5 protein-coding genes are annotated in these 7,940 nt (G+C 38.5%); 1 reads left to right on the plus strand and 4 read right to left on the minus strand.

Going from position 1 to position 7,940, the window contains the following annotated elements; translation table 11 throughout:
• Positions 1–47: 47 nt before the first annotated feature.
• Positions 48–908 carry a prephenate dehydratase gene (gene pheA / locus ACIR310F_RS0108045; protein WP_028083389.1) on the plus strand — a complete coding sequence of 287 codons (861 nt, stop codon included), beginning with the start codon at positions 48–50 and terminating at the stop codon, positions 906–908.
• A gap of 124 nt (positions 909–1,032) precedes the next feature.
• On the opposite strand, the gene ACIR310F_RS21845 is transcribed toward pheA, so the two are convergent.
• From ACIR310F_RS21845 to ACIR310F_RS0108065, 4 genes are all read right to left on the minus strand, one after another.
• Positions 1,033–4,218 carry a hybrid sensor histidine kinase/response regulator gene (locus ACIR310F_RS21845; RefSeq protein ID WP_051289504.1) on the minus strand — a complete coding sequence of 1,062 codons (3,186 nt, stop codon included), beginning with the start codon at positions 4,216–4,218 and terminating at the stop codon, positions 1,033–1,035.
• 137 nt (positions 4,219–4,355) lie between these two features.
• Positions 4,356–6,782, minus strand: coding sequence for a methyl-accepting chemotaxis protein (locus ACIR310F_RS0108055; protein WP_028083390.1), 2,427 nt, complete (start codon positions 6,780–6,782; stop codon positions 4,356–4,358).
• A 19-nt stretch (positions 6,783–6,801) separates the two neighbouring features.
• Complete coding sequence (locus ACIR310F_RS0108060) at positions 6,802–7,359, minus strand: chemotaxis protein CheW (protein ID WP_028083391.1); 558 nt, start codon at positions 7,357–7,359, stop codon at positions 6,802–6,804.
• 13 nt (positions 7,360–7,372) lie between these two features.
• Complete coding sequence (locus ACIR310F_RS0108065) at positions 7,373–7,738, minus strand: response regulator (RefSeq protein ID WP_028083392.1); 366 nt, start codon at positions 7,736–7,738, stop codon at positions 7,373–7,375.
• Positions 7,739–7,940: the final 202 nt, after the last annotated feature.

Here is a 7,940-nt window from a genome sequence, read left to right on the forward strand (position 1 = left end):
TATCTGTTTTTTTTTCATTATCAATCAAAATCGTCGAATTTAAAAGTATGAATCTGAAAATTGCACATTTAGGTCCACCGGGAACTTATGCTGAACAAGCTGCTTTTTTCTATGTCAATTGGTTGCAAAATAATAAGGATATCACCCCTGAAAAAAGGTTTGAACTATGTCCTTACCCTACCATTGCTCAATCATTGCAAGCGATAATCACCGCTAAGGCAAATATAGCTGTTGTCCCGGTAGAAAACTCTATTGAGGGAAGTGTCAATATGACTCTAGATAGCTTATGGCAATTAGATAATTTAAAAATTAAATTAGCTTTGGTTTTACCGATTCAACATACATTAGTTTCCAGATGCACTAGCTTAGATAATATTAAAACTGTTTATTCTCATCCTCAAGCTTTAGCTCAATGTCAAGGGTGGTTAGCACAGTTTTTACCAAATGTCAACTTGATTGCGAGTAATTCGACAACGGAAGCACTACAAAGATTAGAAGCAGAACCAACAACAGCAGCAATTTCCTCTAGTCGTGCAGCACAACTGTATAATCTACCGATTCTGGCTGAGGGGATTAATGATTATCCAGAAAATTGCACTCGGTTTTGGGTAGTTAGCACAGAGGAAAATAATACTATTGATTGTACACATACATCTTTAGCCTTTAGTGTCCCAGCTAATGTACCTGGTGCATTAGTGAAAGCACTAGAAGTATTTGCCCATTTAGGTATTAATCTGAGTCGCATTGAATCGCGGCCTACAAAACGTTCCTTAGGGGAATATTTATTTTATTTAGACATAGAAGCAGATGTAAATGCAGTGATTATGAAATCTGCTTTAGGAGAATTACAAAATTGTACAGAAATCTTGAAAATTTTTGGCAGCTATAGGGTCTTACCAGTTGGTTGATAATTCTCTATCACCAGTAGTCATGCAATATAATTTTAATTTTCATATTCAGACAGCAAAACTTTTCACTGAGCATAGGCACAAAGAATGATAAAAAGCGCGACCTAGTTATCAAACATCCCAATTAAGCAGTTACAAGTTTCTCTCCTTTCAACATCCGAGCAGCTGCTTCTAAAAGAGCCTCCTCCAAATATGGTTTAGTAAAGTAGCCACTAGCACCGAGTTCTACGGCCATTTTTCTATGTTTATCAGCACCGCGAGAGGTGAGCATGGCAACGGGTAAGTGATTAAGAGTATCATCCTGGTGAATCCGTGACAATAATTCCAGTCCATCGCAACGTGGCATTTCAATGTCACACAAAACGAGATTACAAAGTAAACCAGAACGGAGTTTATCCCAAGCTTCTTGGCCATCACGGGCTTGTTCTACACGATAACCAGCTTTATGAAAAGTTAGGGATAAGAGTTCTCGAACGGTAATCGAGTCATCAACAATTAATACAGTTGTTTCATTGTGATCAGAGTTAGAAATGTCAGCAGGAGGAGAAGCTGGATTTTGCCATAATTTAAACATCTTACCTTCAGAGATATCAATAATTTCTCCGACATCAGCAATGGGCATAATCATCCCATCACCAAGAACTGTAGCACCGGCTATACCAATGGGTTTAGATACTGGTCCTTCAAATTGCTTAATGACAATTTCCTGTTCACCTAAAACTTGGTCAATCTGTAAACCAAGCATCGTATTACCTGAACGGACAACGAGTACGGAAATCATGTCATTATTTTTTTTCGTGACTAATGCCTTACCAGAAGTCAACTGACGATTAAAAACTAAGATGTCTTTGAGAGGTTTGATAGGAAGTTTGACTCCTCGCCAGATCATAAATGATTCTTCATTCAGATCTTGTTGAATTGTTTGGGAATTAACGGATATACTTAGAGTATCCTCTACACCATCCATTGGGAAAGCAATTTTGAATTGATCACAAGCGCATAATACTGCTCTACAAATACTCAGAGTCTGTGGGAGAAAAATGGTAAAGGTAGTTCCTATACCTGGTGTCGAGTCAGTAGTCACTCTACCACGAATGTGGTTAATATCATTTTCAACAACATTCAGACCCACACCTCTCCCTTTGATATCATTTACTTCATCAGCGGTGCTAAAGCAGGGCAGGAACAAAAGCTTATATATGTCAAAACGAGACATGGATTGTGCCTGTTTGAAGGTAATTATACCTTTTTTAATGGCTTTGTTTTTAACTTCTTGATGATCAATACCAACACCATCATCACTCACAGAAATAATCGTTTGGTTGACCTGTTGTACGGCGCGAATGCTAATAATCCCCGTAGGTGATTTACCAGTAGCTTGGCGTACTTGAGGGGTTTCAATACCATGGGCGATCGCATTATTGAGAATATGAATCAAAGGATATGTCAGATGATCTAAAATCATCTTATCAATCAAAGTATTGACTCCTTCCGTCACCAACTCCACTTGTTTACCATACTTAATAGCATTATCCCGTACTCCTCGTCGTAAGCGATCAATCACTTGGCTAAATGGAACCATGCGTGATTTCGTTAATTGTTCTTGTAGTCTACTGGTTGCTTGTCCTAACTGTTGGGTTATCCGTTCTATTTTTTCGCTAACAAATTCAATATCACTGGCTGACTCTCGAACTCGGACAATAAACTCAATCATTTCTTGGGCTAGAACATGGAAGGGCGTAAACTGGTCCATTTCGATTTCGCTAAAGCCTTGATAGGGAGGCGGTGTTTGGGAATCAACATTTTCACCAAAGCGATAACTAGCATTAGGGTCCATCTTATATTCTCTCAGACGACGACTCGATAGGAGAGATGCTTTCAGAAGTGATCCTTCGTAGTACTCCTGCATTTTCATTCCCGCCGCTGAGAGATGCTGTGCTTGAGCCAGCAGGGTATCCACGTACTGTTGTAGACGTTCACGATCTTGCTCTAGGGTATTGCGATTTACCACCAACTCCCCGACCACGTTGCTGATATCATTGAGTTGTTTAACTGGAACTTTTATGGTTTCCAATTCTCCTATTGTTGCACGAATTTTATCACCTGGGATTTTGTTGGTAGAAGTTTTTCGTGATGTTGCAGTTGTATCCGATAATGTTTGGTTCTTACTGCGTGAGGGTAAATCGGACTGTGTTAACAAGTCCTCCCATTGACTAAAATCATCTTCTGGTTTCCAGACAGAAAATGGATTTTCAGACTCGACTACAACAGATTCACCAATCACTAGTGGCTGTGAGCTAATCTGTGGTGCATCATCTTCATTTTCATCAAGTAATGCCTCTAAGTCCATAAAATCTTCATTCTCAATCACCACCTGATTGACAATTTCTCTCGGTGTTGCAGCTAAAATTCCTTCTATTTGTGCAAGCTCATTTAATAAAGATGCTTCTGTTAGAGAAATAGTAATTGCTGAATCTGTTTCTGATGCAGATGATGTTATTTCTAAATAAGGAGATGTTGATAATTCATTTTCCTCTTCCCACAAAGACAAGTTAAAGTTACCATCCCTATTGGTTTCGACAACATCATTAAATAAATGATCTATCTTTTGTGATCCAATTAGATCAAAAAATTCTACATCCTTGGAACTTGTTTTTTCATCTTCCCATAAGAGTAAATCACTTAAATCCTGATCATTATCATCAATTTCTAAGAGTAAATCACTTAAATCCTGATCATGATCATCAATTTCATTGTCAGTAGTTAGTAGTTGATAATTAGTGATATCTTCTAATATTTCTTCTGCTGGCCAATTATCATCCAGAGTGGATATATCAGTTACAAATAAACCAGCAAAGCTATTTAACTCAGAACTTTCTACATCGAGATGATCATGATCATAAATTGGAATTAATGACTGCAATTTTTTCCTATGTTCATCCAGCCATTTCGATATGACAACTTCTGATTCTTGTTCTGATAAATCAGTTGGAAAACTAAGATTATCTATGAGAATTTTTAATCTATCACAGATATCCAGTAGTAAAGACTCTAAATTTAGGTCTACTCTCACAGGATGTTCTTGAAGAATCTTAAACCAATCCTCCAGACAGTGGGATATGTGCTGAATACTGCTCAGACCCAACATAGATGCACTACCTTTAAGAGAATGGGCAGCACGGAAGATTTCATTCATCATTTCCGCATTTTTTAGGGTAATTTCCAGATTCAGCAATCCCTGTTCGATGGTATTTAGCTGTTCTTTAGCCTCTTCGATAAAGTAACCTAAAATCTGTTCTTCTGGCTGCATAGTCATCGCCTTAAATTAATAAACAAAAAACAAATCATTCGCTTTCACTTTCACTTGTGGGATTAATAGTTTCATTTCTCATCTATGTTATGGATGATTATCTTTAACTACATCGGACTATATTTTTCTTATTTAAACTAAATACCACCATCAAGTCTTTGCGATTCTGGGGTAGATTCCACTCGGAAGCGTTCCACAGAGATAATCAAGTTGCGGGATACTCCTACTAAATATTGCAAAGCTGCCGCAGCCCGCTGTGCTTCTTGAGAGGTTTCCTGTGCTGTTCGCTCTACAGATTGCATTACTTGTGCTACATTCCGGGAAGTTTCCCTTTGCTCTCCAGTATCATTAGTAATTGAGCGTACTAACATATCAATGTGATTTGCCACTTCAATGATATTATCTAGGGATTGCTTGGACTCTTGTGCTAATCTAGTTTGGTTAATTACCTGTTGTGTTCCTTCTTCCATAGCCATCATCACGGAGCTAGTTTCGCTTTGAATTTGCATGACAATTTGTTCAATTTCCTGCAAAGATTTAGCTGATTTATCTGCTAACTGACGAACTTCATCAGCTACAATTGCAAACCCTCGCCCTGCTTCTCCTGCTCTTGCTGCTTCAATACTGGCATTGAGCGCCAGTAAATTGGTGCGTGAAGCGATTTGACTAACTAGGGCAACAATAGAGTTAATCTCTTGGGATGATTCTCCCAGTCTTTTCACTTTTCGGCTAGTTTCTGCTACTGTTTCCCGCAGTTCCAAAATCCCGAACACAGTATTTTCTACTACTTCTCCGCCTTTTTGGGCGATTTTACTCGCTTCACAGGCTACAATTTCGGCTTCTTTTGCCGCTTCTGCTACCCGTTGGATCGAGTTATTCATTATTTGTACGGAATTTAACGCCAGAGCTAATTCTTTTGCTTGTCCTAGAGCCTCCGTTGATAAGTTGCTCGCAAAGGTTTCTGATGTGCCAGCAGCTTTTGTTACCTCATGTGCTGACACTTTTACCTGTTGCACAATATCCCTAAGATTTTGAATGATCAGATTAAAGGCATCAGCTACTGGTCCTAGTCCTTCGTCTGTGACTTCGGCTCGCACTGTTAAATCTCCTTTGGCAGCTCCTTCTACCTCGTCTAGAAGGCGAATTACCTGACTTTGCAGGTTGTCTTTAGTTTCTTTTTGTGCAATAGTCAGATGGGCATCTCTCTCGGTTTTAGCAACCAGAGACCGCACCATTTTATTAAAATCCGTGGCTAAATGCCCTAATTCATCTTTTGAATAGACTTTGGCGGCTACATTTAGATTACCTTGACCCATAGCATGAAACTGACTTTGTAAATCCTGGGTGCTACGGCTAATTTTCTTGACCATAAAATTAGTCATAAACCAGGAGGTAGCAGCACCCGTAGCTCCTGCGGTTAGAGGAATTAATAAAGGCATGAACCAATTTGTATTGCTCATTGATTCCTTTTGTTTTACAGGTGTTGTCAAGGAACCTAAGGCACTAACAATCACTACAGCAATAACTGATACAACGCCTACAGTTCCAGCTATCCACAATTGTTTCTTATTTAAAGAAGCGTTTTCAAAGGATGCAAATAAATTTTTTTCAGGACCTATATTGGCTTCTTTGATGGTAACTTCTGGCGAGGTGATGTCAACAGGAATCACTTCTTGAGCCGCACTAATTGTTAATAATTCTTGATCATTATAGATTCTTTCATCAGCTAATGACTCATCAATATTTAAAACATTTTCAGAACTATCTAGGGATTCTGACGGCATTTTCATGAGTTCATCACTACTATCTCCAATAAATTCAAATACTGATATATCACTGAGATTGTCAACTTCATCAAGGTCATTTAAAACCTCTCTATCATTATGAATTTCTCCGCCAGAAATCAATGTTTTATCAGTCATATTTGCTTCATTTTCATCATCAAAGGCGGCTATAAATGCTTCTAAATCGAATTGATTATCGTTATTTTTTCCTAATGATAACCTGGGTGGTGTAGTCATGTAGTTAAGATTAAACTCCTGTTTTGGTACTATATCACTATCATTGTCGGTAAGTAAAACTCTTTTGGAGTTATCTTCTTGGTTGGAGTAAAAGTCTTCCAAATCATCACCGATGAATATTTGATCTGTAGCTGAGAATTTAGGTGCTGAAAAAGGTGAATAGCTGTCATCATCATCACTGATTATTGAACTTTCATTAGCTGAACTACTCCGATATGATATCGGATTACTTGTGAGGTCTTCTGGAATTAAGGCAAAGGGATCATCACTTCTATCTCTCAGTTGCTCCAGAGAATTGCTGTCTAATTCGCTACTAGTTGTATCAATTATTTCACTATAAGCAAGAAACGGATTTTCCAGAGAATCTAGGGCTAGTTCATATTCTGCAAAAGAATTAAGTTGAGAACTATCGCTGGATTCCTCTTCACTTATCAACGGTTCATAACAGAAAGCATCTTTAGCATCATCTTCAAAAACCTGTTGTTGAGATGCTATTTTATCCTGATTAAAAGTTGAATCTTGATCATCTGTAGGTTTTGCCATTGCCTCTCTCCCAAGTTGATTATGACCACCGCGTACTTCGTAAAATTGCTACTTGATCTAATAGTTGCAAATACTTTTTTTCTGTTTCTGTATCAAATATATAAGCACCGCGCAAAAACTCAGTCTGATCATCTGGTACATGATTAAGTGGCACGAGATGCCCTATATCCAACCAGTCTATTCCAGAAATTTCTGCAACTCCTAAGCCTAGTATCGTGTCTTGGTCTTCAATAACAATTATGGAAATTTCCGGGCAATCTGTGTTTAATGGGATTGTTTCACCCAGAAATTGTCCTAAATCAGCAATCCAAATCAAGCGCCCCCGTAAATTGGTCGTACCTAAAAGTAAGGGGGATGTATTAGGGATTTGTGTAATCCGCTCAGGACTAAGTTCAATTACTTCCCGGATTCCTGTAGCCAGAAATGCAAACTCCTGACCTGAGGGTAGATAAAACCGCAAATGTAGCTCAGACGATAATCTTATCTGATCACTCTGTCCTGGAGAATTTTCTGGTTGTAATTGGGGAGGGAATTGATATTGCCCTGGGTCAGTTAAAAACTCCGAGTTGCTAACCATATTGCTTTCATCCTTATCCTCGCAAGAGTTGTTTGACTGTTCCCACCAATTCATTTTCTTTAAAGGGTTTACCTATGTAGGCATCTGCTCCTTGCTTCATCCCCCAATACCGATCAAATTCTGTGCTTTTAGAAGAACACATCAGCACCGGAATATTTTTGGTTTTAGGATCGGATTTTAAGTATCGGCAGAGTTCATAGCCATTCATGCGAGGCATAAAAATATCCAAAACAACTAAATCAGGAGGTGTATCTTGAATCACCTGTAAAGCCTCTACTCCGTCTACTGCTTGGGTGACCGCCAAACCACTAGCTTTGAGGAGCTTTGTGATGATCATTCTTTGGGAGCTACTGTCTTCAACAATGAGAACTGTCATCATAACTGTTGATTTAGATTTTGATTCAAATGTCATGTTAGGCGACATAACTTGCTTTGACCGCAAAAGGGAACTATTTTAAATAAATTAACCGGAGCATTTCACTAATTTACCACACAGCATAACCTAAGTTGTGACTAAAACATGAGAATTTTACTGGCTTGGCTGGTAAAAGCACCAAATAGATTGTTAGTTAGTTGCAGAT

The sequence above is a fragment of the Dolichospermum circinale AWQC310F genome, from assembly GCF_000426925.1.
Lineage (GTDB): Bacteria > Cyanobacteriota > Cyanobacteriia > Cyanobacteriales > Nostocaceae > Dolichospermum > Dolichospermum circinale.